The following is a 25,980-nucleotide window of genomic DNA, read 5'->3' on the forward strand; positions in this document are numbered from 1 at the left end:
TGCTGCCGCAGCCGGGCTGGCTGCGGTTCCAAAACTCAACCGGTCCGTGAGGGCGCGGTTCCCCGACCCTCAGTGGACCCACTCGCGCGACAGCCGCATGGCTGTGACGATGATGCCGACCATCGAATAGGTCTGCGGGAAATTGCCCCAGAGCCGCCCAGTGATCGGGTCGATGTCCTCGGAGAGCAGGCCGACATGGTTGCGGCGGGCGAGCAGCGCCTCGAACAGCGCGCGCGCCTCGTCCTTCCGCCCGATGGCGTGGAGCGCATCGGCCAGCCAGAAGGTGCAGATGTTGAACGAGGTCTCCGGCGTGCCGAAATCGTCCCGCTCGTCGTAGCGCAGCAGGAAACCATGGCGGACGAGGCGCTTTTGCAGCCGCTCGACGGTGCTGACGAAGCGCGGATCGGTGGCGGCGACGACACCGAGCTCGGCGAGGAGCAGCGTGCTCGCATCGGCGCTGGACCCGTCGAAACTGGCGGCGAAAAAGCCCTGCTCCTCATTCCATGACCGGGTGAGGATCGCCTCGCGGATGCGCTCGGCATGGGCGCGCCAATAGGTCTGGCGGTCGCCGAGCTCCAGCTTGCCGGCGATCAGCGCGAGGCGGTCGCAGGCGGCGAAGCACATGGCGGCGGAATGGGTGTGGATCGCCTGGCGGCCGCGATATTCCCAGATGCCGGCATCGGGCTCGAAAGCCTTGGCCGCCGCCATCTCGCCGAGCTGCTCCAGCTCGCGGAACAGCGCCTCGTCGCCGAGCTTGGGCAGGCGGTGGTCGAAGAACATCTGCGAGGCCGCGAGAATCAGGCTGCCCGTGACATCGTGCTGGACCTGCTCGGCCGCGGCATTGCCGATGCGCACGGGACCATCACCGTTGAAGCCGGTCAGCGCATCCGAGATCCACTCGTCCAGCGACTGCTCCGGCACGATGCCGTAGACCGGCTTGAGATAGCCCTTCTCCGAGGCGATCACCGAGCGCATGTAGTCGAGGAAGCGCTCCATGGTCAGCGTCGCCCCGAGCTTGTTCAGGGCATGGACGGTGAAATAGGCGTCGCGCAGCCAGCAGAAGCGGTAGTCCCAGTTGCGGCCCGTACCGGGAGCCTCGGGGATCGAGGTGGTCAGGGCCGCAACGATGGCGCCGGTCTCTTCCGACGAGCACAGCTTCAGCGTCACCGCCGCGCGGATGACCGCGTCCTGCCACTCGAAGGGAATCGAGAGGTAGCGGACCCAATCGAACCAGTACTGCCGCGTCGACCGCAGGAAGGCGAACCAGACGTCCTCGATGGCGTTCGGAAAGGTCTCGTCGGCGTGGATGATCAGGGTCATCGGGCGCGTCAGAACGAACTGCCCTTCGGAGGACAGGTAGGCGACGGGCACGTCCGAGGTGAGGCGCACGGCCCCGGCGTCGCTCACATAGCGGATGTGGTTGGAGCCGGGGATCGGCCGGGCGAGGTGGCGCCCATAATCCATGGTCGGCCGCATCCGGACCCGCACCCGCGGCGTGCCGGACATGGGCTCGATCCGCCGCAGGATCATCGGCGGACGGAAGATGCGACCATATTGCTTGAAGCGCGGCGCAAAGTCGGTGATCCGCACCGACGACCCATCGGCGGAGGTGAGCACCGTCACCAGGACCGCCGTGTTGCGCTCATAGGACTGGCTGGTGGCCGAAAGGCCGTCGAGTTCCACCGCTAGGAAGCCCCGCTCCGGATCGGCGCCGCCGATCAGTGAGGAGAAGAGCGGGTCGCCGTCGATCCGCGGCCAGCAGGTCCAGACGATCTTCGCCCGCTGGTCGATCAGCGCCGCGATCGTGCTGTTGCCGATCACCGCCATGTCGGGCGGCGCGGGGCGTGTCTCGGACGGGGTCGGGAGGGCTGCGGTCATCGTTCCTGCCTGTCAGCGGGCCGGCCCGGCGGCGATCAGGGCCAGGAAGGCCCTGACCTCGCCGGGATTGCGGAACGGCTCGTCGCCGCCGCGGAAATGCTCGCCCGCGACCTTCAGGCCGAGCCCGCCGGCGGCCTCGGCCACGGCAAAGGCATCCTCATCGGCGCGATCGTCGCCGATCATGATGGGGATGCGCCCGACATAGGGCGTGCGGCGCATGAAATCGGCGAGGGCCGTGCCCTTCGACGTGCCGTTGGGGATGATCTCGACGACGGCGCGCCCCTCCTTGAGGTGATAGGGCAGGCGCAAGGCGGCGACCGCCTGTTCGAGGGCAATCTTCACCCGGCCGCCGGCCGCCGGTGCCTCGCGGTAGTGGACGGCAAGGATCGGGCCCTTGTGTTCCAGACGTAGGCCCGGATCGGCGGCGACGATGCCCACGACCTCGGCGATGAGGTGATGCGGTGCCTCGCGGGCCGGCGCCCGGGCCGCCTCATCATCGAAGCGGAACTCGATGCCGTGCAGGCCGGAGGCCTCGAGGCCGGCATCGCCCACATGGGCTTCGATTTCCCGAAGCGACCGGCCGGTGATGAGGGCAAAAGCGCCGCCCAGCATGGCGCGGACACGCGCCAGCCGCATCGGCAGGTCGGGCGGCACCAGGACATCCTCCGGCCGCAGCGCGATCTCCACCAACGTGCCGTCGAAATCGGAGTAGAGGGCATAGCGGTCCGGCTCAGCCAGGACGCGCCGCGCGACATCCGCCGCCATGGCTCCCAGCGTGGGCATCAGAAGCATGGGCGCCACCCGTTCTGCGGTGGGGCGATGCAATCCCGCCCCCGCGCTTCCCGACATCGACCCACGAGCTCCCGCCTCCATGCATGGCGTGACGCGCCAGGAGGTCCGGCGTCGTCCGACGCGGTCACAACGTGCCGCGGCCCGGATGGTTCCCGCGGGCCCGGCGAGGGCGCGAAGGAACGCAGGCTTTCGCCTGACGTTGTTGCCTCTCGATGGGCGCGAGAGGGGTGAGCTTCCATGGCCAAGGCCGCCGCGAAGAAGACCGACAAACCCGAGAAGAAGGGCGAGCCGCCCGCGCGTGCCCGGCAGCCGGTGGCCGGCCATGGCGCCGCCGACCTGCCCTCCGTCACCGTGACCGGCTACAATCTCGAACTCCGCGACAAGGACGGCTTCATCGGCGACCGCGCCAGCAAGCGGGCGTTCCAGGCCAAACTCGACGAATGGCGCGACCGCCTCGGCAAGCTTGACGCCGACCCCTTCGGCGACGTGGAAACCGCCGAAATCGGCAAGAAGCAGCTCGACAAGGCCCTGATGGGCGAGGACACGGAGCTGGCCGCCGTGGTCCACGGCGCGGTGGAGGATTTCGCCCAGGAGCTCGCCGGCGTCATCCGCCGCTTCCGCCGCACCAAGGGCTGGGGCGGCGTCGAGCGCATCGCGGTCGGCGGCGGCTTTCGCAACAGCCGCATCGGCGAACTGGCCATTGCCCGCGCCGGCATCCTGCTGAAGGCGGACGGCATCGACGTGGCCATGCGCCCCATCCGCCACCATCCCGACGAGGCGGGGCTGATCGGCGCGGCGCATCTCATGCCGGCCTGGACCCTGTCAGGCCATGACGGCCTTCTCGCCATCGACATCGGCGGCACGAACATCCGCGCCGGGGTCGTGGCGCTAAACCTGAAGAAGGCCGCGGACCTGTCCAAGGCCGAGGTCTGGCGCTCCGAACTCTGGCGCCACGCCGATGACGAGCCCTCGCGGACGGCCGCGGTGGAGCGGTTGGCGGGCATCCTCCAGGACCTCATCGCCCGCGCCGGCAAGGAAGGCCTGACGCTCGCCCCGGTCATCGGCATCGGCTGCCCCGGCATCATCGAGGAGGACGGGTCCATCGACCGCGGCGGCCAGAACCTGCCGGGCGGCAACTGGGAGAGCGAGCACTTCAACCTGCCCGCGGCCCTCACCAAGGCGATCCCGACCATCGGCGAGCACGAGACGGTGGTCATCATGCACAATGACGCGGTGGTTCAGGGCCTGAGCGAGGTCCCGGACATGCAGGATGTGAAGGAGTGGGGCGTCGTCACCATCGGCACGGGCCTCGGCAACGCCACCTATGCCAATCGCTCGTAAGGCTCAGCCGCGCGCACCGAAAATGGCGCTGCCGACGCGGACATGGGTCGCGCCCATGGCGATGGCGATCGGATAATCGGCGCTCATGCCCATGGAGATGACGGACAGGCCGTTGCGGCGCGCCATGGTCGTCAGCAGGGCGAAATGCGGCGCCGGCGGCTCGTCGGCGGGCGGAATGCACATCAGCCCCTCGACGGTGAGGCCATGCTCCTCACGGCAGGCGCGGATGAAGGCATCGGCCTCCTCGGGGAGCACGCCGCCCTTCTGCGGCTCGGCCCCGGTGTTCACCTGGACGAGGAAGCGCGGGATGCGGGCCCCGGCCGCCTTGGCCTTGGCGACCTCCTTGGCCAGTTCCTTCGCCAGCGAGGGGCGATCGAGCGTCTCGATCACGTCGAACAGCGCGACGGCCTCCTTCGCCTTGTTCGACTGCAGCGGCCCGATCATGTGGACCTCGGCATTGGGATAACGCTGGCGCAGCTCCGGCCACTTGCCCTTGGCGTCCTGCACATAGTTCTCGCCGAAGACGCGCTGTCCGGCGGCCAGGACCGGCTCGATCGCCTCGATCGGGAAGGTCTTAGAGACCGCCACCAGCGTCACCGCATCGGCCGGGCGTTTCGCCTCCACGGTCGCGGCGGCAATGGCGGCGCGGACCTCGGCAAGGCGGCTGACGGCGTCGGACATGGCATCTCTCACGGACTGGCAGGCGGGCGGCTCCCGCTAGCACGGCTGCTACACAGGAGCCAGCATCGCAGCCAAATCCTTGACCCGCTGACCCCTTTCGTGTGTTGTCCGCGCTCGCTTTTGCCCTGATTTCCGGACGTGCCGCCCATCATGTCGACCGAACGCTACAACCCGCGCACCGCCGAGCCCAAGTGGCGCGCGGTGTGGGACGAGAAGAAGATCTTCGAGACGAGGAACGACGATCCGCGGCCGAAATACTACGTCCTCGAGATGTTCCCCTATCCGTCGGGGCGCATCCATATGGGCCACGTGCGCAACTACACGATGGGCGACGTGGTGGCCCGCTACAAGCGCGCCCGCGGCTTCAACGTGCTGCATCCCATGGGCTGGGACGCCTTCGGCCTGCCGGCCGAGAACGCCGCCATGGCCTCCAAGGTCCACCCGAAGGAATGGACCTACGCCAATATCGCCACAATGAAGGCGCAGCTGAAGAGCATGGGCCTGTCGCTCGACTGGTCGCGCGAGCTGGCGACCTGCGACCCCTCCTACTATGCCCACCAGCAGAAGCTGTTCACCGACTTCATGCGGGCGGGCCTGGTCGAGCGCCGCTCGGCCAAGGTGAACTGGGACCCAGTCGACCAGACGGTTCTCGCCAACGAGCAGGTCATCGACGGCCGCGGCTGGCGCTCGGGCGCGCTCGTCGAGCAGCGCGACCTGACCCAGTGGTTCCTGAAGATCACCAACTTCTCCGACGAGCTGCTGACCGCGCTCGACGGCCTCGACCGCTGGCCGGACAAGGTCCGGCTGATGCAGAAGAACTGGATCGGCCGGTCCGAGGGCCTGATGGTCCGCTGGGCCCTCAAGGCCGGCACCGCGCCCGCCGGCCATTCCGAGCTCGAGATCTACACGACGCGGCCGGACACGCTGTTCGGCGCCGCGTTCATGGCGATCGCCCCCGATCATCCGCTGGCGCGGGCCGCCGCCGAGACCAATCCGGAGCTCGCCGCCTTCTCCGAGGAATGCCGCCGCATGGGCACCTCGGTGGCGACGCTGGAGACGGCGGAGAAGCTCGGCTTTGACACCGGCATCAAGGCCGTCCACCCCTTCGATCCGTCGTGGGAGGTGCCGGTCTATGTCGCCAACTTCATCCTGATGGACTACGGCACCGGCGCCATCTTCGGCTGCCCCTCGGGCGACCAGCGCGACATCGAGTTCGCCAACAAGTACGGCCTGCCCTTCAAGACCGTCGTGAAGCCGGCCGATGCGGGCGACGATTTCGCCGTCACCGACACCGCCTATGACGGCGATGGCGTGATGATCAATTCGCGCTTCCTCGACGGGCTCACCACCGACGCCGCCTTTGCCGAGGTCGCCACGCGCCTCGAGAAGACGACGCTGGGCAACGCGCCCGTCGCCACCCGCAAGGTCAATTTCCGCCTGCGCGACTGGCTGATCTCCCGCCAGCGCTACTGGGGCTGCCCGATCCCGGTCATTCACTGCGACGCCTGCGGCGCGGTGCCGGTGCCGGACGACCAGCTCCCCGTGCGCCTGCCGGACGATGCCGACTTCTCCAAGCCCGGCAATCCGCTCGACCGCCATCCGACCTGGAAGCACGTCGCCTGCCCGTCCTGCGGCAAGCCGGCCCGGCGCGAGACGGACACGATGGACACCTTCGTCGATTCGTCCTGGTACTTCGCCCGCTTCACCGATCCCTGGCGCACCGACGCGCCGACCGATCCGGCGGTGGTCAATGCCTGGCTGCCCGTCGACCAGTATATCGGCGGCATCGAGCACGCGATCCTGCACCTGCTCTATTCGCGCTTTTTCACCCGCGCCATGAAGGCCACCGGCCATGCCGGCCTCGACGAGCCGTTCCGCGGCCTGTTCACGCAGGGCATGGTGGTCCACGAGACCTATCGCGGCCCGGACGGCGCCTATGTGACCCCGGCCGAGGTGACCATCACCGGTGAGGGCGACCAGCGCCGGGCCGTGCTCAAGGGCTCGAATGCGCCGGTCGAGATCGGCTCTATCGAGAAGATGTCGAAGTCGAAGAAGAATGTCGTCGACCCCGACGACATCATCGACACCTACGGCGCCGACACCGCCCGCTGGTTCATGCTGTCGGACTCGCCGCCCGAGCGCGACGTGATCTGGACCGAGGCCGGCGTCGAGGGCGCCAGCCGCTTCGTCCAGCGCCTCTGGCGCATCGTCGGCGACATCGCCTCCCACAAGGCCGCGGCCGCCGCCCCGGCGACCTTCGGCGAGGAGGCGACCGCCATCCGCCGCGCCGCCCACCAGGCGCTTGCCGCCATCGAGCAGGACGTCGAGCGCCTCGCCTTCAACCGCTGCGTGGCGCACATCTACACCCTCGCCAACGCCCTCGCCCGGGCACTGGACGGGCTGCGCGGCAAGACCGCCGAGCCGGACATGGCCGCGGCCCTGGCCGAGGCCGGCAGCATCCTGGTGCGCGTCGTGGCCCCGATGATGCCGCATCTCGCCGAGGAGTGCTGGACCGGGCTCGGCCATTCCGGCCTGGTCGCCGAGGAGGCCTGGCCGGTCGTGGATACCGCCATCCTGGTGGAGGACACGATCACCCTCCCCGTCCAGGTGAACGGCAAGAAGCGGGCGGACTTGACGATCCCGCGTGAGGCGGCCCAAAAGGATATCGAGACTGCCGCCCTCGCCCTCGACGCCGTCCAGAAGGCGCTGGAAGGCCGGCCCGTGAAGAAGATCATCGTGGTTCCGCAGAGGATCGTGAATGTCGTGGGCTGAGACCTCCCTGCTGCGCCTCCTCCGCGTCGCCACGCTCTGCGGCGCCGCGGCTGGCCTCGCCGGCTGCCTGACCCCGCTTTATGGCGATCCGACCGTCGTGTCCGGCGGCCGCAATGCCCAGGCGGGCCTGCGCGACCTCGAGATTCCCGAGATTCCCGGCCGCAACGGCGTCGTCCTGCGCAACGAGCTCATCTACCTGACCCAGGGTGGTGGCGGTCGCGCCGCCAACCCGACGCATGTGCTGCGCGTGACCCTGCGGGTTGACACCGTGCCGATCGCGCTCAACACCGCCGCCGGCCGTCCCTCCGCCCAGTCCGTCACCATCATCGGTGACTACACGGTCACGCCCATCGGCGATCCGCAGCCGATCCACCGCGGCTCGGCCTTCGCCAGCGCCTCCTTCGACCGCACGGCCCAGCGCCTCGCCTCCGATCGTGCCGTGATCGAGGCCCAGGAGCGGGCCACCAAGGCCCTTGCCGAGAACATCGTCACCCAGGTTGCCGGCTGGTACGCCACCCGCCCGAGGTGAGCCTGTGACCGTCCTCAAGGGCGCGGAAATCGAGCGTTTCGTCGCCGAACCGGATCCGCGCCGGCCGGTCATCCTCGTCTATGGCCCTGACATGGGTCTCGTGTCGGAGCGCGCCCGCGCCATCGCCACGCGCATCGCCCCGGACCTCGACGACCCCTTCTCCGTCACCCGTATCGACGGCGACGTGCTCGCCTCCGACCCCGCCCGCCTCGCCGACGAGGCCGGCACGGTGCCGATGTTCGGCGGGCGCCGGCTCATCTGGGTGAAAGCCGGCGACAAGCCCATCGCGGCGGCCGTCACGCCCTTGCTGGCAAGCCCGCCGGAGGGCGCCACCATCCTGATCGAGGCTGGCGATCTCAAGAAGAGCGTCGCCTTGCGATCCGAGGCCGAACGGTCCGGCAGCGCAGCGGTCATCGCCTGCTACGCCGATGGCGAGGCGGATCTGAAGCGTCTTGCCATGGAGGAGGCGAAACAAGCCGAACTGCAGTTCGAGCCCCAGGCCCTCGCCCTTCTCGTCCAGTATTTGGGCGGTGATCGCGCCGCCTCGCGCGCCGAAATCCGCAAGATCTGCCTCTATGCCCACGGCACCGGCACGATCCGCGCCGCCGACATCATCGCCGTAGCCGGCGAAAGCCTCGCCATGGGGGTCGACGAGATCATCGACGCCGCGTTTGGCGGGGCGCCGGACGAGGTGGATCGGCTGCTGCTGCGCGCCGAGGCCGCGGGCATCGCCATTCCGCAGATCGTTGCGGCGGCAAGCCGCCACGCGCTCGCCATGCACAAGGTGAGGCTGATCGTCGAAAGCGGCACGCCGGTCCGCGTCGCCGTGGAACGGTTCGAGCCGCCGATCTTCTTCCGTCGCAAGCCTGCGGTGGAGCGGCAGCTCGGCCTGTGGACGAGCGTGAAGCTCGCCCGCATCATCCAGCGCCTCGCGGAAGCCGGCTACGAGACCCGCGCCAAGGCCACGATTGCCCCGACGCTGGTCGGCCGCCTGCTCATCAGCATCGCCTCGAACGCCCGCCAGGGCGCCCGGGGCTGAGCCGCCTCAGCCCTGCAGCCGGCGGCAGACGTCCTCGAGCTGCTCCAGCGAGCGATAGCGGATGCGCAGCTCGCCGCCCGCGCCACGATGATCGATGGTCACGGTCATGCCGAGCGCGTCCGACAGGGTCTTCTCCAGCGCCCGCGTGTCGGCATCCTTCTCCAGCCGCTCGCGCTGCTTGACCGGCTTGCCGGCGCGCTCGGACTGCTCCTGGGTCAGCGCCTCGACCTGACGGACATTGAGGCCCTCGTCGATGATCTGCGAGGCGAGCTTCGCCGGATCCTCGACCGAGAGGAGCGCGCGGGCATGGCCAGCCGTGAGCTTGCCGTCGCGCAGCATGCCCTGGACATTGTCGGGCAGCTTCATCAGGCGCAGCGTGTTGGCCACATGGCTGCGGCTCTTGCCGATGATCTTGGCAAGATCGGTCTGGCTGTAGCCGAACTGCTCGATGAGCTCGTTATAGCCCATCGCCTCTTCCAGCGGATTGAGGTCGGCGCGCTGGACGTTCTCGATGATGGCGAGCTCGAGCGCCTCGCGATCCCCGACCTCGACCAGGTGGATCGGCACCTCGTGCAGCTCGGCGCGCTGCGCCGCGCGCCAACGGCGCTCACCGGCGACGATCTCATAGGCATCGACGGCGCCGGCAACGGCCCGCACCACGATGGGCTGGATGATGCCGCGCTCGCGGATGGAATCGGCCAGTTCCTGCAGATCCTCGTCGCGGAAGACACGGCGGGGATTGCGCGGATTGGCGCGGATGAAGGCGATCGGGACCTTCCGGGTCGACCGCACGCGCTCGACGGCGGCGGTTTCCTCGCCGACATCGCCGATCAGCGCCGCGAGCCCGCGGCCCAGCCGCGACCGGTTGGCATCCTCCACCATGTCTTGTCTCCTTCGGGACGCCAGCGTGACGACGTCGGCGGGCAAATCAGAACGCGGGCGAATCGAATCCATCGTCAGGCCGCCCGCAGCACGCGCTCGCGCTGGATGATCTCGGAAGCCAAGCGCAGATAGGCCTGGCTGCCGACGCATTTGAGGTCATAGAGCAGCACCGGCTTGCCGTAGCTCGGCGCCTCCGACACCCGCACATTCCGCGGGATGATGGTCTGGTAGACCTTGTCGCCCATGAACTGGCGGACATCATCGACCACCTGGGCCGAGAGATTGTTCCGTGCATCATACATGGTGAGCACGATGCCATGGATCGTCAGGGACGGGTTCAGCGTCGCCTTGACCTGCTCGACGGTCTTGATGAGCTGCGAAAGGCCCTCCAGCGCGAAGAACTCGCACTGGAGCGGAACCAGGATCGCATCCGCCGCCGACATGGCATTGATGGTCAGCAGGTTGAGCGAAGGCGGGCAATCGATCAGCACATAGCTGAAGTCGGAGCCGAGGCTCTGAACGGCCCGGCGCAGGCGATGGGCGCGGTCCCGCTCACCGGCGATCTCCAGCTCGACGCCGGAGAGGTCCATCGTCGACGGCGCAATGCACAGCCGGGGGACAGAGGTCTCCTGGATCGTTTCGGAAAGGGAATAATCGCCGACCAGCACGCCATAGGTCGACTTCTGCCGCGAGCGCCGATCGATGCCGAGACCGGTCGAGGCATTGCCCTGGGGGTCGAGGTCGAGAATGAGGACGCGCTCGCCGATGGCGGCCAGGGCCGTCCCCAGGTTGATCGCGGTGGTGGTCTTGCCGACACCGCCCTTCTGGTTGGCCAGGGCCAGGACGCGCGGTCCGGTGGATTTCGGGGGCAGAAGCGACATGGCCACGTCCATCGGATGAGGGTCAGGCCGGTGCCGCTTGGACGTCCGTCACCACAAGGATCGTGCCTCGGGGATCGGTCACGCTCGGCACCGAGCGATGACTGAATCTCCAATATTTAGCGGCCTGGGTCAATTCGACCCCTACATCTTGGCCCTTGGGAAAGACTCCGACCGCACCAGTTTTCAACAAGGGATTGGCCAGCGACAGGAGATCGGCGAGTGGCGCCAGGGCGCGCGCGCTGACAACGTCCGCCGAGACGATCTCCCGGCCCACCACATCCTCGATCCGCTTGGGCCAGACCTTCACCGGCACCCGCATCTGGCGGCCGGCCTCCTGCAGGAAGGCCGCCTTGCCGAGCTTGCTCTCGACACAATGAACCATCGCGCCCGGGCGCTCAGCCAGCATGGCCGCCACCACGAGGGCGGGCAGGCCGCCGCCCGAACCGAGGTCGACCCAGACCTTGGCGTCGGGCACACAACGCAGGATCTGCAGGCTGTCGGCGATATGACGGCTCCAGACAGCATCGAGTGTCGAGGCCGCGACGAGGTTCTTCGATGGGTTCCAGCGTCGCACCAGGTCGACATAGAGCGTCAGGCGCTCGGCTGTTTCACGTGAAACAGGCAGGCCTGCAAGGGCGGCCGCCTCTTCGGCATTGGTAGGGCTGGTCATGCCGCGGGCCTAGCGGCACGCCGCGCCCAGACGGCGATCAGCGTCAACGCGGCAGGCGTCATGCCGTCCATACGCGAGGCCTGGCCGAGGGTTGCCGGGCGCTGCCGCTCCAGCTTGACCCGGATCTCGTTGGATAGTCCCGGAACCGAATCGAATGCGAGATCAGCCGGGATGGCCAGATCCTCGTCGCGCCGGTGACCCTCGATTTCGGCCGCCTGCCGGTCGAGGTAAACCGCGTAATAGGCATCGGTCATCACCTGCTCGGCGACAGCCGGAGGCACGGATGCGAGCTCCGGCCAGGCGCGGCACAGGTCCTCCCAGGCGACGTCAGGCCGCGCCAGGAGCGTGAAGGCCGATCGCCGGATGCCATCCTGGTTCAGCGCGATGCCATGGGCCTTGGCCGCATTGGGCGTCAGGGTGAGGGATTCCAAACGCTCGCGGAGGGCGGCCAGCGCCTGTCGCTTGTCACGGAAGCGAATCGATCGCTCGGTGCCGATACAGCCGATCGCCAATCCCAGGGGCGTCAGGCGCTGGTCGGCATTGTCGGCCCGCAGCGTCAGCCGGAACTCGGCGCGGGAGGTGAACATCCGATAGGGCTCGGTCACACCCCGGCTCGTGAGGTCATCGACCATGACGCCGATATAACCTTCGTGCCGGCCGATCGTGATGGCGTCGCCACCACCGGCGCGGCAGGCGGCATTCAGCCCCGCCAGAAGCCCCTGCCCCGCCGCCTCTTCATAGCCGGTGGTGCCGTTGATCTGACCGGCCAGGAACAGGCCCTGGACCCGCCGCGTCTCGAGGCTCGGCAACAGCTCGCGCGGGTCCACATGGTCATACTCGATCGCATAGCCATGGCGACGGATCACCACCCGCTCCAGGCCGGGGATGGACCGCAGGAAAGCCTCCTGCACGTCCTCGGGCAGGGAGGTCGAGAGGCCATTGGGATAAACCGTATCGTCGTCCAGCCCTTCCGGCTCCAGGAAGATCTGGTGGCCATCGCGGTCACCGAAGCGGACGATCTTGTCCTCGATAGAGGGGCAGTAGCGCGGTCCGACGCCCTCAATCCGCCCGCCATACATGGCCGAGCGCGCGAGATTGTCTCGCACGATCGCATGGGTCTGGTCGGTGGTGCGGGTGATACCGCAGGTGATCTGCGGGTTGGTGATCCGATCGGTCAGGGTCGAGAACGGTTCCGGATCCGAATCGGCCTCCTGCCGCTCCACCGAAGCCCAGTCGATCGTCGTGCCGTCGAGCCGCGCCGGCGTGCCGGTCTTGAGGCGTCCCAGCGCGAAACCGTGCGAAAGCAAGCTTTCGGACAAACTGATACTGGCGGGATCATCGATCCGCCCGGCGGACCATTGCCGCTCGCCGAGATGGATGACCCCTCGCAGGAAGGTGCCCGTGGTCAGCACGGCCGCGCCGGTCATCAGCACGCGGCCATCGGCGAGCGCAACCGAGGTCAAACGACCATCCTGGACGCCCAGGCTTGCAGCCTCGCCAATGACGATGTCAAGGCCCACCTGCTCCCGCAGGGCCCTCTGCATCGCCGCCGCATAGAGCTTGCGATCGGCCTGGGTGCGAGGACCGCGCACGGCCGGACCCTTGCGGCGGTTGAGCAGGCGAAACTGGATGCCCGCCGCATCGGCGACGCGCCCCATGAGCCCATCCAGAGCATCGACCTCCCTGACTAGATGGCCCTTGCCGAGCCCGCCAATGGCAGGGTTGCAGGACATGGCGCCGATCGTCTCAAAGCGGTGGGTGACCAGGGCCGTCCGCGCGCCAAGCCGCGCCGCGGCAGCCGCCGCCTCGCAGCCCGCATGGCCTCCCCCGATCACAATGACATCATAGGTCGTCATGCCGCGCTCATAGCCTGTCGGGACCGTCGCGACAATCAGGGCCGTGAAGCGTTACGAGTCCGAATCGACTGTTTCACGTGAAACACCGGGAGGGCTCAAAAGTCCGACCGGCCCTACTTGCCGATGCAGAAGGCCGAGAAGAGCTGGTCCAGCATGGCTTCCGTCCCCACGCGACCGCGGCTGCGGCCCAGCGCGGCGAGCGCGGCCCGGAGGTCCTCGGCCACCAGTTCGGCAGAGACCGACCAGTCGGTATGGCCGAGGGCCGCCTCCATGGACGCCAGCGCCTCCGCCATGATCCGCCGATGGCGCTCATGAACGACCACGGCCGGCTCCCCGCCGAGAAGCGATGAGGCAAAGGCCTGCACATCGGCCAGCAAGGCGGGGAGGCCCGAGCCGGTGGCGGCCGAGATGCGATGCCGCGCCTCGCTGAGATGCTCCGCGACCCGATCAGCTTGCGACTGGACCAGCCAGGAGCCCTCGGGTCGTTCCGCGGCCGACTCGATCGTCGGGGCGAGCCAAAGCACCAGATCCGCTTCGCTGACCCGCCGTCGCGCCCGGCGAACCCCCTCGGCCTCGACCGGGTCCTGCGTCTCGCGGATGCCTGCCGTATCCACCAGAACGACCGGCAGGCCCCCGAGATCCAGCTGGACCTCCAGCGCGTCGCGGGTCGTGCCGGCGATCGGCGAGACGATGGCCACGTCGCGGCGGGCCATGGCGTTGAGCAGGGTCGACTTTCCGGCATTGGGAGGGCCCGCAATCGCCACCACCACGCCATCACGCATGCGCTCGGCGCGTCCGGAATCGGCGAGAAGGCCGTCGATCCGGTCCCGCACGGCCAGCGCCTGCGACCGGGCCTGCAGAAGGGCGGCATCGGTGACATCGCCTTCGTCAGGAAAATCGATGGTGGCTTCGACCAGGGCCAGGACGGGCAGCAGTTCCTGGGCTAGGCGATCCGTCTCGTCGGTCAGGCGCCCCTGATAGAGAGCATAGGCCTGACGCCGTTGAGCCTCGGTTTCCGCATGGAGAAGGTCACCCAGTCCCTCGATGGCCGCCAGGTCCAGCTTGCCGTTCTCGAAGGCGCGCCGGGTGAACTCACCTGGCTCCGCCAGCCTCACGCCCTCCAGAGCGACGACCGCCCCAAGCACGGCGGCCACCACGGCGCGGCCCCCATGGATCTGGAACTCGGCGCAGTCCTCGCCGGTGAAACTGGCCGGTGCAGGGAACCAGAGGACCAGCCCCTGATCGAGCGGTGAGCCGTTGGCGGGATCGCGGAGGGTGGAGAGCGTCGCGGCGCGCGGCGGAGGCAGCCTGCCCATGAGGCGCCTCAGGACCTCGGCCGCCTCTGGCCCCGAGATCCGGATCACGGCAACGCCAGAGATCCCCGGCGGTGTCGCCACTGCGGCAATGGTGAGGGCCGTCATGCAGCCTGCCCGGCGCGGGATGCCGCGCTGCCGTTCCGGCTCCGAATCGGACGAGACGCACCCGATTCGTTCCGTAGGTGAATCGGATGGAGCCCGATGCCCATCCGCCTCAGGTGTTCATGGAGTCGAAGAAGTCGCTGTTCTGCTTGGTCTGCCGCAGCTTGTCGAGCAGGAACTCGATGGCGTCGACCGTGCCCATCGGATTGAGGATGCGGCGCAGCACATACATCTTCTTGAGGATGTCCTGCGGCACCAGCAGCTCTTCCTTGCGGGTGCCGGAGCGGGTGATGTCGATGGCCGGGAAGGTCCGCTTGTCCGCCACCTTGCGGTCGAGGATGATTTCCGAGTTACCCGTGCCCTTGAACTCCTCGAAGATCACCTCGTCCATGCGGCTGCCCGTATCGATCAGCGCGGTGGCGATGATGGTCAGCGAGCCACCCTCCTCGATGTTGCGGGCGGCGCCGAAGAAGCGCTTCGGCCGCTGCAGGGCATTGGCGTCGACACCGCCGGTCAGAACCTTGCCGGAGGACGGCACGACGGTGTTGTAGGCGCGGCCGAGGCGGGTGATCGAGTCGAGCAGGATCACGACGTCGCGGCCATGCTCGACCAGGCGCTTGGCCTTCTCGATGACCATCTCGGCCACCTGGACGTGGCGGGTGGCCGGCTCGTCGAAGGTCGAGGAAATGACCTCGCCATTCACCGAGCGCTGCATGTCGGTGACCTCTTCCGGCCGCTCGTCGATGAGCAGAACGATGAGGTAGCACTCAGGATGGTTGCGGGTGATGGACTGCGCGATGTTCTGCAGCAGCACCGTCTTACCCGTCCGCGGCGGGGCGACGATGAGCGCGCGCTGGCCCTTGCCGAGCGGGACGACCACGTCCATGACGCGGGCCGAGAAGTCCTTCTTGGTCGGATCCTCCGCCTCCATCTTCAGCCGCTGGTTCGGATAGAGCGGCGTCAGATTGTCGAAATTGACCTTGTGGCGGGCCTTTTCCGGGTCCTCGAAGTTGATCTTGTTGACCTTCACCAGGGCGAAGTAGCGCTCGCCCTCCTTCGGGGAGCGGATCTGGCCCTCGACCGTATCGCCGGTGCGAAGACCGAAGCGGCGGATCTGGGAGGGCGAGACATAGATGTCGTCGGGGCCGGCGAGGTAGTTCGCGTCCGGCGAGCGCAGATAGCCGAAGCCGTCCTGCAGCACCTCGACGACGCCCTCGCCGATAATGTCGATTTCCTGCGCCGCCAGCTGCTTGAGGCAGGCGAACATCAGCTCTTGCTTGCGCAGGGTGGAGGCATTCTCGACCTGCTGCTCCTCCGCGAAGGCGAGGAGTTCGGTCGGCGACTTGGCCTTGATGTCCTGGAGCTTGATCTGCTGCTGCATCGGAACCACGAGGAAAGGGAGACGGCCGGAGGCACGGAACGAGGAACGCGAGCCGGGCCCGGAAGGGAGAGATGGCGGATCGCAGAGGAGATCGTGCGGCGGGGAGCCGCCTCCTGGGTCCTGAGGGCGCGGAACGTCAGGCGAGCCGCGGCGAAGGACTTGTCTGCGGAAGGAGGGACCTATCGGATAAGCTCTCGCCGCCGCAAAAGCAAGAGCGGCGGCGGTTCCAGGGTGGTGGCGCCTGGCTCAGAACGGCTTGATGATCACCAGCACGACGACGACGATCATGATGACCGTCGGCACCTCGTTCATCACCCGCCAGAAGCGCTGCGATTTGGTATTGCGATCCTCGGCAAAGCGGCGGACGGCGCCGGCGAAATAGCCGTGGACCCCGGACAGGGCGAAGACGAAGGCGAGCTTGGCGTGCAGCCAGCCGCCCTTCATGCCGAAGCTCACCCAGGCAAGCCACAGCCCGGCCACCCAGCTGACCATCATCGCTGGGTTCATGATGTACTCAAGCAGCCGGCGTTCCATGACCTTGAACGTCTCGGACGTCTCCGATCCCGGCGTCGCGGCCACGTGATAGATGAAAAGCCGCGGCAGATAGAGCATCGCCGCCATCCAGGAGATGATGGCGACGACATGCAGCGCCTTGATCCAGCCGGCAGCGGCCACGGGCGCGACAAGACCAAGGCCGACCACGCCGAGGACCGTGATGGCGAGGGCCACGACGGCGCGGATCGCCCGCTCCCGCGGGGTCGGAGACGGATTTGCCATGGTCATGCCTTCCAGTTGCGCACCCGCGCCACCATGCGCTCGACATGGGCGATGGGCGTGGGCGGCAAGATGCCGTGTCCGAGATTGAAGATCAGCCGGCCGCGACCGAAAGCCTCGAGCGTCGCATCCACCGCCCGGTCCAGGGCCTCGCCACCGGCGAGCAGGGCGATGGGATCGACATTGCCCTGTACAGCCACGTTGGGCTGGATCGATTGAGCGACAAAGCCGGCATCGGCCGTCCAGTCGAGGCCGACCGCATCGGCTCCCGTCCCCTCGACGACCGCCTTGAGCCGCAACCCCGCGCCTTTCGGGAAGACGATGACGGGGATGCCCGGTGCCGCTGCCTTCACGCCGGCCACGATCCGGCCGATGGGCTCGACACACCAGCGGCGGAACTCATCCGCCGGCAGCACGCCAGCCCAGGTGTCGAAGATCTGGACCGCATCGACGCCGGCCCGGATCTGCCCGAGAAGATAGGTGATCGAGGCCTCGACGATGATGTCGATGAGCCGCGCAAAGCCCTGCGGATCACGATAGGCGAAGAGACGGGCCGCCACCTGGTCATCGCCGCCCTTGCCGGCCACCATGTAGGTCGCAACCGTCCAGGGCGCGCCGCAGAAGCCGATGAAGGTCGTCCCGGCGGGCAACTGCTCATGGATGCGGGCGACGGCCTCGTAGACCTTGCCGACGATGGCTTCATCGAGGCTTGCCGCCAATCGCGACAGCCCTGACGCATCGACCAGCGGATCAAGACGCGGGCCCTCGCCCGCCTCGAAGGCCACGGTCTGCCCGAGCGCATGGGGCAGGACGAGAATGTCTGAGAACAGGATGGCCCCGTCGAAGCCGAACCGCCGCAGCGGCTGGAGGGTCACCTCGGCCGCCAGTTCCGGATTGAAGCACAGGTTCAGGAAGGATCCTGCCTGCTCGCGGGTGGCGCGATATTCGGGAAGGTAGCGCCCGGCCTGGCGCATCATCCAGATGGGCGGAGAGGCGGCATGGCCGCCCTTGAGCACGTCAAGGAGAGGTTTGTGCACGTCGGCTCCCGCGTCCCCCTCTCTCCTTCAATCTTGAATGAAAGAGAGTCTTCTTTGATTCCTTGAAGCTGGATTAGGTGAACACAAGCTTCTCCACAAGTTGTCCACGCCGCGCGGGCTCTGGCAAGGCTTCCCTTCGGGGAGGGGTCGCCCGATCCAAGCCCTTGCGAGTCCGACCGGATTCAGGCACCGTCACCTCAGCGGCCTCTCGCCCATCCGCGCTTGTCCCGGACTCGCACCGCCAGCTGTCCCCTGCCTCATGGCTGGGGATGAGATTCCGGCCAGTGGGCATGGACCTCTTGCGGCTCGCCTGCTTCCGTGCCCTTGTCCCTGTTCGTCCACAGGCTCCAGGCGGCCTGTCCCAGGCCCGTATCCCCATCGCCATGCCGCATCGTCGCGAGAGCTATTTCCACCTTCATCTCGTGTCGGACGCCACGGGCGAGACGCTGATGACCGTCGGCCGCGCGGCGGCGGTGCAATATTCCTCCGTCTCGGCCATTGAACACGTCTACCCGCTGGTTCGTTCCCAGAAGCAGCTGGACCGGGTCCTCACCGAGATCGAGAACAGCCCCGGCATCGTCCTCTACACCCTGGTCGACCAGGAGCTCACCGAGCGCCTGAAAAACACCTGCAAGGAGCTGGGCTGCCCCTGCCTCTCCGTTCTGGAACCCATCCTCGCGCTGTTCCAGAACTATCTCGGTGCCGCCTCGACGCCGCGGGTCGGCGCGCAGCACGTGCTGAATGCCGAATATTTCCAGCGGATCGACGCGCTGAACTATACGATGATGCACGATGACGGCCAGCTGCCCGAGAATTGGGAAGAGGCCGATGTGCTGCTGGTGGGCGTCTCCCGCACCTCCAAGACGCCGACCTCCATCTATCTCGCCAATCGCGGCATCAAGGCCGCCAATATCCCGCTCGTTCCAGGCATTCCGCTCCCCGATGTCATCTGGGCGCTGAAGAAGCCGCTCGTCGTCGGCCTCTATGCCAGCCCCGAGCGCATCGTGCAGATCCGCGAGAACCGCATCCTGTCGTTGAACGCCACCGAGGACCGCTCGAGCTATGTCGACCGCGCTGCCGTGGCCGAGGAAATCGCCCAGTCCCGGCGCCTCTTCGGCAGCAACAACTGGCCGATCATCGACGTGACCCGCCGTTCCATCGAGGAGACGGCCGCCGGCATCATCTCCCTGCTCAAGGATCATCGGCGCAAGATCGCCGAGGAGGCGCAGGCGTGAGCGCCCTCGTCCTCGCCTCGAAATCTGCTGCACGGGCCGCCATGCTGCAGGCGGCCGGCATCACCGTTGCCCTTGCCCCCGCCGATATCGATGAGCGCGCCTTTGACGAAGCCTGGAGCCGGGAGGGCCATGGGCCCGACGTGGTCGCACGCCTCCTGGCGGAGGAAAAGGCGCGGGCCGTGAGCCGGACCCATCCGGGCGCCGTGGTGATCGGCGCCGACCAGACCCTGGCGCTTGGGCCCAGGCGCTTCTCCAAGCCCGCTGATGTCGCAGAAGCGCGCGCCAATCTCGCCACGCTGCGCGGTGAGACCCATCATCTCCATTCCGGCGTCGCGCTGGTGAGGGACGGCGAGACCCTGTTCGCCACGGTTTCCTCCGCAGCCATGGCGATGCGCGCCTTCTCCGACGCCTTCCTCGACGCCTATATCGAACGCCAGGGCGGCCGCGTGCTCTCCTCCGTCGGCTGCTATCAGCTCGAAGGCGAGGGCATCCAGCTGTTCGAGCGCATCGACGGCGACTATTTCACCATCCTCGGCATGCCCCTGCTGCCACTCCTGTCCGCCCTCCGTCACCACGGTCTCGTCGCCTCATGATCCGCGCCTGCTGCATCGGCTGGCCCGTCACCCACGTCCGCTCGCCGCTCATCCATGGTTTCTGGCTGAAGGAGCACGCCATCCGCGGCGACTATGGCCGCGAGGCCGTGGAGCCCGGCCAGGTCGAGGCCTTCCTGCGCAGCCTCAATGATCGCGGTTATGCCGGCTGCAATGTGACGATCCCCCACAAAGAAGCCGCCTTCGCCGCCATGGACGAGGTCGAGCCCGGGGCGGTGGCCGTTGGCGCCGTGAACACGGTCTGGCTCGATCGCGGCCGCCTGGTGGGGATGAATTCCGACGTTATCGGTTTCCTCAAGAATCTCGACGACCACGTGCCGAACTGGGAACGCGAGGTGCGCCATGCCGTCGTTCTCGGTGCTGGCGGTGCGGCCCGCGGCATCGTTCATGGGCTGTTGAGCCGCGGCGTCGAGACCGTCACGGTGGCGAATCGATCGCTCTCAAAGGCCGAAGCCATCGCCGTGGCCCATCCGACGAGCCTGCGCGTCGCCGATTGGGCCTCGCTGCCTGACCGGGTCGCCGATGCCGACCTCCTCGTGAACACGACCTCGCTCGGCATGAAGGGCCAGCCGGCCCTCGACTTGCCCCTCGACACGCTGAAGCCCACGGCCATCGTCTCCGATATCGTCTATGTGCCGCTGGCGACGGACCTTCTGACCCGCGCCGAGGCGCGCGGCCACCGCACGGTCGAGGGCCTCGGCATGCTGCTGCACCAGGCGGTGCCGGGCTTCGAGAAATGGTTCGGCATCAGCCCCAAGGTTACGCGCGGCCTGTGGGAACATGTCGCCGCCGACGTCCGGGGCTCCTGACATGTTCGTCCTCGGCCTCACCGGCTCCATCGGCATGGGCAAATCCACCACCTCGACCTTCTTCCGCGAGGCCGGGATTCCCGTCCATGACGCCGATGCGGCGGTTCACCGGCTCTATGCCGGAGACGCCGTCGCGCCCATCGAGGCCGCCTTTCCTGGCGTGACGGTCGATGGCCGGGTTGATCGCGCACGGCTCGGCGCGGTGGTGCTGAAGGATGCGCAGGCGCTGAAGCGCCTGGAGGCGATCATCCACCCGCTGGTCGGCGGTGCCGAAAAGGCCTTCCGCGATGCCGCCCGCGCCCGCGGCCATACCATGGTCGTCCTGGACATACCCTTGCTGCTGGAGACCGGCGGCGAGCGCCGCGTCGATGCCGTCGCCGTCGTCTCGGCCCCGGCGGCCACCCAGCGCGACCGCGTCATGGCCCGGCCCGGTATGACCGCCGACAAGCTCGAGGCCATCCTCGCCCGGCAGATGCCGGATGCGGAGAAGCGCCGCCGCGCTCATTTCGTCATCGAATCGGGTTTCGGCCTCGACGCCGCCCGCCGTCAGGTCAGCGACCTCATCCGGGCGCTCGCCGGCAGCCGCAGGAGCCATTGATGCGCGAGATCATCCTCGACACCGAAACGACCGGCCTCGATCCGAACCGCGGCGACCGCCTCGTCGAGATCGGCGGCATCGAGCTGGTGAACCATTTTCCGACCGGCCGGACCTATCACGTCTACATCAATCCCGAGCGCGACATGCCGGAGGAGGCCTTCCGGGTCCACGGCTTGTCCGCTGAATTCCTCTCGGACAAGCCGCGCTTCGCCGAGCTGGTCGATGATTTCACCGCCTTCATCGAGGGGGCGCGCCTCGTCATCCACAACGCCTCCTTCGACATGGGCTTCATCAATGCCGAGCTGAAGCGGGCGGGCCGCTCCCTCTTCCCGATGGACATGGTCACCGACACGCTCAGCATGGCCCGCCGCCGCTTCCCCGGTGCGGCGGTCAGCCTCGACGCGCTCTGCTCGCGCTTCGGCATCGACAATTCCCGCCGCACGAAGCACGGCGCCTTGCTCGACGCGGAGCTCTTGGCCGACGTCTATATCGAGCTGATCGGCGGCCGGCAGGCCTCGTTCGGCCTCGCCGAGGCCGGTAGGGCCGGCCCCCGGGCCGGTGGTCGCCGCACCACCGCCGCGCAGCGCCCCGCGCCGCTCCCCTCCCGCCTGACCGAGGAGGAGATCCGCGCCCATGCCGCCTTCATCCGCGACCTCGGCGACAAGGCCATCTGGTATGACCACCTGCCGCGTCCCGAGTCTGACCCGGTCGCCTTGACCCCCCAGTGACATGCCGATACCAATGACGGCCGCGTGACAGGGCTCGTGGGGAGCTCCGTTCCATCGGACCGTTGAATGGTCGATCACACACCCATGAGTCGCTCGGTCCTGCGTCACCGTACGGACAAGCATCAGGACGACGACGCGCGTTTCCTCAAGAGCTGGTTGAAGAACCCGCTCCGGATGGGGGCCGTCGCGCCGTCCAGCCCCGCGCTCGCCAAGCGCATGGCCAGCTATGTCGATCCGCACGGCACCGGTCCCGTCGTCGAGCTTGGCCCCGGCACCGGCGCCATCACCGCCGCCCTCGTCTCTCACGGCATCGACCAGCGCCGGCTCGTGCTGGTGGAGTACTCGGTCGATTTCTGCCGGCTGCTCCACGATCGCTTCCCCTATGCGACCATCGTCCATGGGGACGCCTATTCCCTGGGCCGGACGCTCACCGGGCGCCTGTCGGGACCGGCCGATGCCGTCGTCTCCGGCCTGCCGCTGATGACGCGGCCCGAACCGATCCGCATGAAGCTGGTCCAGGACGCCTTCGGCTTGATGAAGCCGGGCGCGCCCTTCGTGCAGTTCACCTATTCGGTGACCTCGCCGGTGCCGACCAAGGGCGCCGATTTTAGCGCCGTGCCCTCCGAGCGCATCTGGCGGAACATCCCGCCCGCCCGCGTCTGGGTCTATCGCCGCGGCTGAGGCGTCAGGCGGCGACGCGATAGGCGCGCTGCCGCCCGAGCGCAATCATCCCCATCTGTCCGGGAAAGAGCGAGCGGATCGCCGGCGACGTCACGTCGAGCCCGCCGGTCAGCGCGCCGAAGGCCGGCATGACCAGCCGTGTTTCACATGAAACGAAAACCTTGCTCCGCACCGAGCCGCCGCGGGCGCTGATCCGCGCCGAGGGATGAAGGTGCCCGGCGATCTCGCCGATGACCCGGCCCGCGGTCGGTTCGTGGACGAATCGAAGGGGCCCATCGGCGAAGGAATCGAGGAATTCGCCGGTCATGTCGCCTTCAAGGGCCGGATCGTGATTGCCCGCGACCCAGATCCAGGTCCGGCCGGCCTGCAGCGCCTTCAGCCGCTCCCGGTCAGCCTCCGCCATGCGCAGCGGACCGGCGCGGTCGTGGAAACTGTCGCCAAGCGAGACGATGGTCCGTGGCTTGAGCCGTGCCACCACGCGGGCGAGCGCCGTCAGCGTCTGTCCGGTGTCGTAGGGCGGCAGCATCATGCGCCGCGCGGCGAAGGACGAGCCCTTCTCGAGATGCAGGTCGGCGACGACCATCAGCCCGCTGTCCGGGCACCACAGCACGCCCGATCCGTCCGCGATGAAGCTGCGGCCGGCGACGGTGACCACCGTCTCGGGGACAGGCGAAGGCGTCATGACGGATCCGAATCGAAAGCGCTGCACGTCAGCCCACCTCACCGAAGGCCGGTCCTTCGATCCCCGCTTCCGCGAGAAGGGCGGCCTCCGCCTCCTGCAGCAGGGCCTCGCCCGCCTCGCCATAGACCGGCTCGCGGCCGATCTCCAGCATGACGGGCACCGCCAGCGGCGAGATGCGCGTGAGGCCAATGTGCACGATTCGCCCGCGGATGCGTGACAGCATCTGCCCGAGCCGGGCGATGTCGAGGAGGCCGGTGGCCGCATCGGCGCGGGCGGCCCGCAGCAGCAGGTGGTTCGGCTCGTGGCGCCTGAGGACGTCGTAGACGAGATCCGTCGAGACGGTGACCTGCCGGCCGGACTTCTCCTTGCCGGGATGGCGGCGCTCGATCAGGCCGGCAATGACCGCACAGGTGCGGAAGGTCCGCTTCATCAGCGGGCTTTCCTCCAGCCAGGCTTCGAGATCGTCGCCCAGCATGTCCTCGTCGAAGAGCGCATCCATCGACAGGTCGCCGCGCGCCACGGCCGCGCCGAGATCCGACAGGCCCCAGACCGAAATCGAATAGTCGTTGGCCACGAAGCCCATGGGGCGAAGGCCCCATCGCTCCAGCCGCCGGGTCAGAAGCATGCCGAGCGTCTGATGGGCGAGGCGCCCTTCGAAGGGATAGGCGACGAGGTGAAACCGGTCGCCGCGCGGAAATGTCTCGACCAGGAGCTGGTCCCGCCGCGGAATGAGGGACGCCTTGCGCTGGAGCTCCAGCCATTCGGCCACCTGCGGCGGCAGCTTGGCCCACTCCTTCGGGTCGGAGAGCATCCGCCGCACGCCCTCGGCGAGGAAGGTCGATAGCGGGAACTTGCCGCCGGCATAGGAGGGCACCTTCGGCTCCCGCGAGGTGGCGCGCGAGACATAGACCTCGTTCTCCACCAGCGCCTCGTAGCGCAGCACCTCGCCGGAAAAGACGAAGGTGTCGCCGGGCACGAGGCCCTCGACGAAATATTCCTCGATCTCGCCGAGCACCCGCCCGCCCCGGCCGATCGGTCCGGAATAGCCGGAGGCCCCTTGCCGGCTCCGCACCAGCCGCACCCGCAGCATCGGCGATTCCACGATCGTGCCGACATTCATGCGGTAGCGTTGGGCGATGGAGGGGTGCGCCACCCGCCACAGGCCCTTCTTGTCCTGGCGGATCTTGGCAAAGCGATCATAGGTCCGGAGCGCATAGCCGCCGGTCGCGACGAAATTGATGACGTCGTGGAACGTCGCCGCGTCGAGATCGGCATAGGGCGCGGCCGAACGCACCTCGCCGAGCAGGGCTTCCTCGCCGATGGGGCCGGCGCAGGCCATGCCGAGCACGTGCTGGCAGAGCACGTCGAGGGCGCCGCGCCTGAGCGGTTCGGTGTCCTGCGCCCCATCGCCGATGGCCTCCAGTGCCGCGCGGCACTCCATCACCTCGAAGCGGTTGGCCGGCACGAGAACCGCCCGCGACGGCTCGTCCAGCCGATGGTTGGCGCGGCCGATGCGCTGCATCAGCCGGCTCGACCCCTTCGGCGCGCCGATATTGAGCACGAGGTCCACGTCGCCCCAGTCGATGCCGAGATCGAGCGAGGAGGTGCAGACCACCGCCTTCAGCTGTCCCGCCGCCATGGCGTCCTCGACCCGGCGGCGCTGGGCCACGTCCAGCGACCCGTGATGGAGTGCGATGGGCAGCCCGTCGTCATTGATGGTCCAGAGCAGCTGGAAGAGCAGCTCCGCCTGGCTGCGCGTGTTGACGAAGACCAGCGTCGTGCGGTGCTGCTTGATGGCCTCGTACAATTCGCCCGCGGCATGGCGGGCGGAATGACCTGCCCAGGGCAGCCGTTCAGCCGTTTCGAGGATCGACACATCGGGCTTGGCGCCGGCCGCCGCCATCACCACGGCGGCCGGGGGTGCGTCTCCGCCCTGGGGCGTCAGGAATCGGGCGAGGTCGGCCGGGTCCTTCACCGTCGCCGACAGCCCCACGGTCGTCATGCCCGGCGCGAGGGTGAACAGCCGGGCAAGGCCCAGCGACAGGAGGTCGCCGCGCTTCGAGGTGACGAGCGCATGGAGCTCGTCCAGCACCACCCGCTTCAGCGAACCGAACAGGTAGGGCGCGTCGGCGCTGGCCAGCAGCAGGGCGAGCTGTTCCGGCGTCGTCAGCAGGATTTCCGGAGGATCGGATCGTTGCCGCTGGCGCTTCGAGGCCGGCGTGTCGCCGGTGCGCGTCTCGATGCGGATGGGCAGTCCCATCTCCTCGACCGGCGCATAGAGGTTGCGGGCAACGTCGACCGCGAGCGCCTTCAGCGGCGAGATGTAGAGGGTGTGGAGCCCCCTCTCGCGCGGCGGGGGCGCCCGGCCGACGGGCGCCGTGCGGACCGGCGCGGCGCGCGGTTCGGCGAGATCGACCAGGGACGGCAGGAACCCGGCCAGCGTCTTGCCGGCGCCCGTCGGGGCGACGAGCAGGGCCGACCGGCCCTCCTGCGCCAGCGCCAGCAGGTCGAGCTGGTGGTCGCGCGGCGCCCATCCCCGCGCGGCGAACCAGGCGTGAAAGCGGGGCGGCAGCGGCGAGGGGCGCGCCTCGGGTGCGGGGAGCGACGGCATGCACACAGAACTAAAGGAGAACCCCGGCGTTGCAAGGGGCCAACCTTTGCCTAAGGAAACAGCAGCTCTGGCGTGTCGTTATCCCCGGATTCAC

23 protein-coding genes are annotated in these 25,980 nt (G+C 68.2%); 10 read left to right on the forward strand and 13 right to left on the reverse strand.

Features of this window, described 5'->3' with window-relative positions:
- Positions 1–69 precede the first annotated feature (69 nt).
- Both C8P69_RS09085 and otsB read right to left on the reverse strand, forming a co-directional pair.
- Positions 70–1,878: a glycoside hydrolase family 15 protein gene (locus C8P69_RS09085; protein ID WP_108176268.1), complete on the reverse strand. Its 1,809-nt coding sequence runs from the start codon at positions 1,876–1,878 to the stop codon at positions 70–72.
- 12 nt (positions 1,879–1,890) lie between these two features.
- Entirely contained in the window at positions 1,891–2,670 is a 780-nt protein-coding gene (gene otsB, locus C8P69_RS09090; protein WP_170118186.1) for a trehalose-phosphatase, read from the reverse strand.
- Positions 2,671–2,907: 237 nt separating this feature from the next.
- Here otsB and C8P69_RS09095 point away from each other — a divergent pair, with 237 nt between their 5' ends.
- Entirely contained in the window at positions 2,908–4,011 is a 1,104-nt protein-coding gene (locus tag C8P69_RS09095; protein ID WP_108176270.1) for an ROK family protein, read from the forward strand.
- Between the two features lie 3 nt (positions 4,012–4,014).
- Here C8P69_RS09095 and C8P69_RS09100 read toward each other — a convergent pair whose 3' ends face one another.
- The gene (locus C8P69_RS09100; RefSeq protein ID WP_108176272.1) at positions 4,015–4,692 is read right to left on the reverse strand and encodes a YggS family pyridoxal phosphate-dependent enzyme; all 678 of its coding nucleotides are present in this window, start codon (positions 4,690–4,692) and stop codon (positions 4,015–4,017) included.
- Between the two features lie 150 nt (positions 4,693–4,842).
- Between C8P69_RS09100 and leuS the strand changes: the two genes are divergently transcribed.
- Genes leuS through holA form a run of 3 tightly spaced genes read left to right on the forward strand, consistent with a single transcriptional unit; the run spans position 4,843 to position 9,032 of the window.
- A complete protein-coding gene (gene leuS / locus C8P69_RS09105; RefSeq protein WP_108176566.1) occupies positions 4,843–7,464 on the forward strand; it encodes a leucine--tRNA ligase in 2,622 nt (873 codons plus the stop codon).
- Positions 7,451–7,993 carry an LPS assembly lipoprotein LptE gene (locus tag C8P69_RS09110; RefSeq protein WP_108176274.1) on the forward strand — a complete coding sequence of 181 codons (543 nt, stop codon included), beginning with the start codon at positions 7,451–7,453 and terminating at the stop codon, positions 7,991–7,993. Before leuS ends, C8P69_RS09110 begins: the two co-directional genes overlap by 14 nt.
- A 4-nt stretch (positions 7,994–7,997) precedes the next feature.
- Entirely contained in the window at positions 7,998–9,032 is a 1,035-nt protein-coding gene (gene holA, locus C8P69_RS09115) for a DNA polymerase III subunit delta (RefSeq protein WP_170118187.1), read from the forward strand.
- 6 nt (positions 9,033–9,038) lie between these two features.
- On the opposite strand, the gene C8P69_RS09120 is transcribed toward holA, so the two are convergent.
- The 8 genes from C8P69_RS09120 to hemE all read right to left on the reverse strand — a co-directional run bounded on the left by C8P69_RS09120 (position 9,039) and on the right by hemE (position 17,931).
- Positions 9,039–9,914 carry a ParB/RepB/Spo0J family partition protein gene (locus tag C8P69_RS09120; RefSeq protein ID WP_108176277.1) on the reverse strand — a complete coding sequence of 292 codons (876 nt, stop codon included), beginning with the start codon at positions 9,912–9,914 and terminating at the stop codon, positions 9,039–9,041.
- Between the two features lie 74 nt (positions 9,915–9,988).
- Positions 9,989–10,807: a ParA family protein gene (locus tag C8P69_RS09125; protein ID WP_108176279.1), complete on the reverse strand. Its 819-nt coding sequence runs from the start codon at positions 10,805–10,807 to the stop codon at positions 9,989–9,991.
- 10 nt (positions 10,808–10,817) lie between these two features.
- The gene (rsmG, locus tag C8P69_RS09130; RefSeq protein ID WP_108176281.1) at positions 10,818–11,465 is read right to left on the reverse strand and encodes a 16S rRNA (guanine(527)-N(7))-methyltransferase RsmG; all 648 of its coding nucleotides are present in this window, start codon (positions 11,463–11,465) and stop codon (positions 10,818–10,820) included.
- Positions 11,462–13,321 (reverse strand): tRNA uridine-5-carboxymethylaminomethyl(34) synthesis enzyme MnmG, encoded by a 1,860-nt coding sequence (gene mnmG, locus C8P69_RS09135; protein ID WP_108176283.1) that lies wholly within the window; start codon positions 13,319–13,321, stop codon positions 11,462–11,464. The genes rsmG and mnmG overlap by 4 nt, the downstream gene beginning before the upstream one ends.
- A 113-nt stretch (positions 13,322–13,434) precedes the next feature.
- The gene (gene mnmE, locus C8P69_RS09140; protein ID WP_108176286.1) at positions 13,435–14,742 is read right to left on the reverse strand and encodes a tRNA uridine-5-carboxymethylaminomethyl(34) synthesis GTPase MnmE; all 1,308 of its coding nucleotides are present in this window, start codon (positions 14,740–14,742) and stop codon (positions 13,435–13,437) included.
- A gap of 109 nt (positions 14,743–14,851) precedes the next feature.
- Positions 14,852–16,120 (reverse strand): transcription termination factor Rho, encoded by a 1,269-nt coding sequence (rho, locus tag C8P69_RS09145; RefSeq protein ID WP_108176288.1) that lies wholly within the window; start codon positions 16,118–16,120, stop codon positions 14,852–14,854.
- Positions 16,121–16,366: 246 nt separating this feature from the next.
- A complete protein-coding gene (hemJ, locus tag C8P69_RS09150) occupies positions 16,367–16,903 on the reverse strand; it encodes a protoporphyrinogen oxidase HemJ (protein ID WP_108176289.1) in 537 nt (178 codons plus the stop codon).
- Positions 16,900–17,931, reverse strand: a complete 1,032-nt coding sequence (gene hemE, locus C8P69_RS09155) for a uroporphyrinogen decarboxylase (RefSeq protein WP_108176291.1) — start codon at positions 17,929–17,931, stop codon at positions 16,900–16,902. The genes hemJ and hemE overlap by 4 nt, the downstream gene beginning before the upstream one ends.
- Before the next feature lie 383 nt (positions 17,932–18,314).
- Between hemE and C8P69_RS09160 the strand changes: the two genes are divergently transcribed.
- The 6 genes from C8P69_RS09160 (at position 18,315) to C8P69_RS09185 (ending at position 22,593) form a co-directional block, all read left to right on the forward strand.
- Complete coding sequence (locus C8P69_RS09160; RefSeq protein ID WP_108176568.1) at positions 18,315–19,166, forward strand: pyruvate, water dikinase regulatory protein; 852 nt, start codon at positions 18,315–18,317, stop codon at positions 19,164–19,166.
- Positions 19,163–19,759 carry a Maf family protein gene (locus C8P69_RS09165; RefSeq protein ID WP_108176293.1) on the forward strand — a complete coding sequence of 199 codons (597 nt, stop codon included), beginning with the start codon at positions 19,163–19,165 and terminating at the stop codon, positions 19,757–19,759. The genes C8P69_RS09160 and C8P69_RS09165 overlap by 4 nt, the downstream gene beginning before the upstream one ends.
- On the forward strand, positions 19,756–20,586 hold the full coding sequence (locus C8P69_RS09170; protein ID WP_108176295.1) for a shikimate dehydrogenase: 831 nt from the start codon (positions 19,756–19,758) through the stop codon (positions 20,584–20,586). Before C8P69_RS09165 ends, C8P69_RS09170 begins: the two co-directional genes overlap by 4 nt.
- Before the next feature lies 1 nt (position 20,587).
- Complete coding sequence (gene coaE, locus C8P69_RS09175; RefSeq protein WP_108176297.1) at positions 20,588–21,184, forward strand: dephospho-CoA kinase; 597 nt, start codon at positions 20,588–20,590, stop codon at positions 21,182–21,184.
- Entirely contained in the window at positions 21,184–21,912 is a 729-nt protein-coding gene (dnaQ, locus tag C8P69_RS09180) for a DNA polymerase III subunit epsilon (RefSeq protein ID WP_108176298.1), read from the forward strand. The genes coaE and dnaQ overlap by 1 nt, the downstream gene beginning before the upstream one ends.
- A gap of 84 nt (positions 21,913–21,996) precedes the next feature.
- Entirely contained in the window at positions 21,997–22,593 is a 597-nt protein-coding gene (locus C8P69_RS09185) for a class I SAM-dependent methyltransferase (RefSeq protein ID WP_108176300.1), read from the forward strand.
- Between the two features lie 4 nt (positions 22,594–22,597).
- Here the strand turns inward: C8P69_RS09185 and pdeM are convergent, their stop codons facing one another.
- Together pdeM and C8P69_RS09195 are read right to left on the reverse strand one after the other, a co-directional pair.
- Positions 22,598–23,275: a ligase-associated DNA damage response endonuclease PdeM gene (pdeM, locus tag C8P69_RS09190; RefSeq protein WP_108176303.1), complete on the reverse strand. Its 678-nt coding sequence runs from the start codon at positions 23,273–23,275 to the stop codon at positions 22,598–22,600.
- Between the two features lie 28 nt (positions 23,276–23,303).
- Positions 23,304–25,886: a ligase-associated DNA damage response DEXH box helicase gene (locus tag C8P69_RS09195; RefSeq protein WP_108176304.1), complete on the reverse strand. Its 2,583-nt coding sequence runs from the start codon at positions 25,884–25,886 to the stop codon at positions 23,304–23,306.
- Positions 25,887–25,980: the final 94 nt, after the last annotated feature.

Source organism: Phreatobacter oligotrophus (assembly GCF_003046185.1).
GTDB classification, from domain to species: Bacteria; Pseudomonadota; Alphaproteobacteria; order Rhizobiales; family Phreatobacteraceae; genus Phreatobacter; species Phreatobacter oligotrophus.

What these genes read in the sequence shown, in the direction of transcription:
- rsmG (WP_108176281.1), bottom strand. Translation starts at nt 11,465, where the DNA reads ATGACCAGCCCTACCAATGCCGAAGAGGCGGCCGCCCTTGCAGGCCTG.
- C8P69_RS09095 (WP_108176270.1), top strand. Translation starts at nt 2,908, where the DNA reads ATGGCCAAGGCCGCCGCGAAGAAGACCGACAAACCCGAGAAGAAGGGC.
- otsB (WP_170118186.1), bottom strand. Translation starts at nt 2,670, where the DNA reads ATGCTTCTGATGCCCACGCTGGGAGCCATGGCGGCGGATGTCGCGCGG.
- C8P69_RS09195 (WP_108176304.1), bottom strand. Translation starts at nt 25,886, where the DNA reads ATGCCGTCGCTCCCCGCACCCGAGGCGCGCCCCTCGCCGCTGCCGCCC.
- C8P69_RS09170 (WP_108176295.1), top strand. Translation starts at nt 19,756, where the DNA reads ATGATCCGCGCCTGCTGCATCGGCTGGCCCGTCACCCACGTCCGCTCG.
- C8P69_RS09110 (WP_108176274.1), top strand. Translation starts at nt 7,451, where the DNA reads ATGTCGTGGGCTGAGACCTCCCTGCTGCGCCTCCTCCGCGTCGCCACG.
- leuS (WP_108176566.1), top strand. Translation starts at nt 4,843, where the DNA reads ATGTCGACCGAACGCTACAACCCGCGCACCGCCGAGCCCAAGTGGCGC.
- rho (WP_108176288.1), bottom strand. Translation starts at nt 16,120, where the DNA reads ATGCAGCAGCAGATCAAGCTCCAGGACATCAAGGCCAAGTCGCCGACC.
- hemJ (WP_108176289.1), bottom strand. Translation starts at nt 16,903, where the DNA reads ATGACCATGGCAAATCCGTCTCCGACCCCGCGGGAGCGGGCGATCCGC.
- C8P69_RS09100 (WP_108176272.1), bottom strand. Translation starts at nt 4,692, where the DNA reads ATGTCCGACGCCGTCAGCCGCCTTGCCGAGGTCCGCGCCGCCATTGCC.
- mnmG (WP_108176283.1), bottom strand. Translation starts at nt 13,321, where the DNA reads ATGACGACCTATGATGTCATTGTGATCGGGGGAGGCCATGCGGGCTGC.
- C8P69_RS09185 (WP_108176300.1), top strand. Translation starts at nt 21,997, where the DNA reads ATGAGTCGCTCGGTCCTGCGTCACCGTACGGACAAGCATCAGGACGAC.
- C8P69_RS09085 (WP_108176268.1), bottom strand. Translation starts at nt 1,878, where the DNA reads ATGACCGCAGCCCTCCCGACCCCGTCCGAGACACGCCCCGCGCCGCCC.
- mnmE (WP_108176286.1), bottom strand. Translation starts at nt 14,742, where the DNA reads ATGACGGCCCTCACCATTGCCGCAGTGGCGACACCGCCGGGGATCTCT.
- pdeM (WP_108176303.1), bottom strand. Translation starts at nt 23,275, where the DNA reads ATGACGCCTTCGCCTGTCCCCGAGACGGTGGTCACCGTCGCCGGCCGC.
- C8P69_RS09125 (WP_108176279.1), bottom strand. Translation starts at nt 10,807, where the DNA reads ATGGACGTGGCCATGTCGCTTCTGCCCCCGAAATCCACCGGACCGCGC.
- C8P69_RS09160 (WP_108176568.1), top strand. Translation starts at nt 18,315, where the DNA reads ATGCCGCATCGTCGCGAGAGCTATTTCCACCTTCATCTCGTGTCGGAC.
- coaE (WP_108176297.1), top strand. Translation starts at nt 20,588, where the DNA reads ATGTTCGTCCTCGGCCTCACCGGCTCCATCGGCATGGGCAAATCCACC.
- C8P69_RS09120 (WP_108176277.1), bottom strand. Translation starts at nt 9,914, where the DNA reads ATGGTGGAGGATGCCAACCGGTCGCGGCTGGGCCGCGGGCTCGCGGCG.
- dnaQ (WP_108176298.1), top strand. Translation starts at nt 21,184, where the DNA reads ATGCGCGAGATCATCCTCGACACCGAAACGACCGGCCTCGATCCGAAC.